The following is a 2,820-nucleotide window of genomic DNA, read 5'->3' as shown; positions in this document are numbered from 1 at the left end:
CCCTGCAGGTCGTCGAGCTCGAGCAGGACGCCCGGGGCGACCGCGATGCCCGTGAAGCTGTGGCCGGCGCCGACGGCCTTCACCGGAAGACCCTGCTTCACCGCGGCGACCACCGCCCGCTGCACGCCCTCGGGGCTGCGCGGACGCTCCACGCGTACGGGTCGCACCGAGGCCGAGCGAGCCCAGTTCTGCCAGGTGCCGCCGATTCTCGTCACAGGAAGGCCTTTCCCTCGCCGCGGTAGGTCGGCAGCTCATCGATGATCTCGTCGCCCGAGACCAGGTGATAGCTCTCGATGCGCTCGGCCGGCTCGCCGCTCTTGGCATGCCGGAACCAGACTCGGTCGCCCACGCCCAGCGATGTCGCCGCCGGGCCCTGCAGGGGCGTCTGCACCTCACCGGCAGCTTCACGGGAGAGGGTGTGGAGCCCTTGTGGCCAGACGGGACGCGGTTGACGCGAGGCCACCGCGGGGCCGGAGGCGATCCATCCTCCGCCGAGCACCGTGGCGATATCGACGGCCGGGCGCCGCACCACGTCGAACGCGAATGCGGACGCCGGAGCGGGGCGGAACGAACGATACCCGTCGAACAGATGGCCGCCGAGGAGCCCGCTTCCTGCGCTCGCCTCACTGAGCGACTCATCGCTTCCGGTGAACTCGAGCGACCCCGTTCCTCCGCCGTTGAGGATCTCCAGCGACGTGATCTCTCCGACCGCGGCGACGATGGCCGCCCGGCGCTCGCGCAGCTCGTTCCGTGAGCGCGACTGCACCATCCGGATCAGCGGGGCATCGGGGCCGGCATCGTCCCCCTGTCCCGCGATCTGCGCGTCGTACATCTGCAGTCCGACGAGCCGGAATCCCGGGCGGGCGACGACCTTGCGAGCGAAGGCGGCGACCTCTCCCGCGTTGAACAGCGCCGAACGGCGCACGCCGATGTGGCCGAGGAGTGAGGAGCGCCAGGAGGCATCGACGTCGATCGCGACACGGATCTCCGGACGCGAACCGGGTCCTGCGACGCTGTCGATCAGGTCGAGGTGCACGAGGTCGTCGATCATCAGCGTGATGCGCTGAGCAGCCTGCTCGTCGGCGAAGAGCCGTGCCAGACCCGCGCGATCGACGGTGGGATACCCGAGCATGATGTCGTCATGGGTCTCGGCGAGCCACAGCGCCTCCTCGAGCGTGAAGGCGAGGATGCCGCGGAACCCCGGGAGCTTCAGCACGGCATCGAGCACGGACCGCACCCGTACCGATTTCGAGGCGACCCGGATCGGCAGCCCGCCCGCCCGCACCAGAAGGTCCATCGCGTTGTAGCGGAGCGCCTCCCTGTCGATCACCGCCACCGGCGCGGGAAGATGCCCCGTCGCGGCGGACAGGCGCGGCCAGTAGCGGGCCGGGTCCTCCCATTCGGGGGCGACCGCAGGCGCGCCGTGGGCGGGGCTCAGTTCGTCGATGAGGTCGAGCACTCCCCCACACTAAGGCCTCCCCGGACTGCGGATCACCCCCGAAGGCACCGCGTCGCATCCGGGCACGCAGATAGGCTGGCGAGGAGGCCCCCGTAGCCCAATGGCAGAGGCAGGCGACTTAAAATCGCTTCAGTCTGGGTTCGAGTCCCAGCGGGGGCACATCCTCGCTCAGTCCTCCGCCGGCGCGACCGTCTTCCGCTCGCCCGAAGCCTCGCGAATGCGACGCACGACGAGAACGACCAGTGCGATCGCGATGGCCGAGTACACGGCGTAGTCGAGGTAGCCGAGGTACTGCTCCAGCTTCTCGTGCTGCGTGCCCAGCGCCGCTCCGACTCCGAGGAGAAGAGCATTCCAGAGCCCGCTGCCGATGATGGTGTAGATGCTGAACGTCACGAGGTTCATGCGGGAGGCCCCGGCCGGAATCGAGATCAGGCTGCGCACGCCGGGTACCATCCGTCCCACCAGCACGGTCCAGCCGCCGCTGCGCACGAACCACTCCGATCCGCGTTCGAGATCGGAGCGGCTCACCAGCTTGGTGGCCGCGAGCATCCGCACCGCGCGATCCATCCCGATGGCGGCGCCGAGCCCGTACAGCAGCAGCGCACCCAGCCAGGACGCGAGCGTGCTCCAGAAGATCAGCCACCCCAGGTTCAGAGAGCCGCTCTGGCTCAGGTACCCCGCGAAGGGAAGGATCACCTCGCTCGGGATCGGCGGCACCAGGACCTCGAGGAAGACCAGCACGCCCACGCCGATGTCTCCCAGCGCAGTGAGGACATCGGCCGCGAATCCGGTGAGCCCGGTGAAGCCGTGATCGGCAGCAGCAGCGAGAGCCATCTGCGGTCAGCGCCCGAAGATGTCTGCGGCGTACTCGTTTCCGAATCCCGCGACGTTGCGCTGATCGAGGAGGGCGACATGGATGCTGCGGGTGTCGGCCCCGAGGCGCCGGACCGCCTCTGCCGCATCCCAGTCGGCGGCGAGGGGATCCGGACCCAGGTGACCGACGAGCTGGTCTTCGTCCCGGGTGGGGACGACCTCGATCTCGGCGATGTCCACGCCGACGGCTTCGCGGTGCGCCGTGCCGACGATCGCGCGCACCTTGAAAGCCGGGTGGCACCACTTCTCGCCGGGTCGGTAGACGAACCAGGCGCCGTCCATGCGCAGATGCGAATGCAGTGTGCTGTCGCCCACACGCAGCAGCAGGTGCTTGCCGCGCGCGAGTGCACCGTACACCGGCTGCCCGGTCAGATCGAGGGTCGCGAACCGGGGGATCCGGAGGTCGAATCGGGTGACCTCCGCACCCGACAGGGCCTCGTCGAGGCGCCGTGCGGTGCGGAAGACGGTGTCGCCCTCGGGCATCAGGG

At 69.5% G+C, this 2,820-nt stretch carries 4 protein-coding genes and 1 tRNA gene; 1 reads left to right on the top strand and 4 read right to left on the bottom strand.

Going from position 1 to position 2,820, the window contains the following annotated elements:
* Together KZA10_RS11400 and KZA10_RS11395 are read right to left on the bottom strand one after the other, a co-directional pair.
* Window positions 1-215, bottom strand: a 215-nt coding sequence (locus tag KZA10_RS11400) for an FAD-binding protein (protein WP_218682939.1), incomplete at its 3' end; no start/stop codon positions are given.
* A complete protein-coding gene (locus KZA10_RS11395; RefSeq protein WP_141386708.1) occupies window positions 212-1,459 on the bottom strand; it encodes an alanine racemase in 1,248 nt (415 codons plus the stop codon). The genes KZA10_RS11400 and KZA10_RS11395, both read right to left, overlap by 4 nt.
* Window positions 1,460-1,545: 86 nt before the next feature.
* Here KZA10_RS11395 and KZA10_RS11390 point away from each other — a divergent pair.
* A tRNA-Leu gene (locus KZA10_RS11390) sits at window positions 1,546-1,618 on the top strand.
* Window positions 1,619-1,627: 9 nt separating this feature from the next.
* Here the strand turns inward: KZA10_RS11390 and KZA10_RS11385 are convergent.
* Both KZA10_RS11385 and KZA10_RS11380 read right to left on the bottom strand, forming a co-directional pair.
* A complete protein-coding gene (locus KZA10_RS11385; protein WP_141386709.1) occupies window positions 1,628-2,293 on the bottom strand; it encodes a DedA family protein in 666 nt (221 codons plus the stop codon).
* A gap of 6 nt (window positions 2,294-2,299) precedes the next feature.
* On the bottom strand, window positions 2,300-2,820 hold a 521-nt coding region (locus tag KZA10_RS11380), incomplete at its 5' end, for a DNA-formamidopyrimidine glycosylase family protein (RefSeq protein WP_306300811.1).

The sequence above is a fragment of the Microbacterium sp. BF1 genome (assembly GCF_019279095.1).
GTDB lineage: Bacteria > Actinomycetota > Actinomycetes > Actinomycetales > Microbacteriaceae > Microbacterium > Microbacterium maritypicum.
Note: the sequence above shows the minus strand (reverse complement) of the source record. Positions and strands in the feature narration are given on the sequence as shown.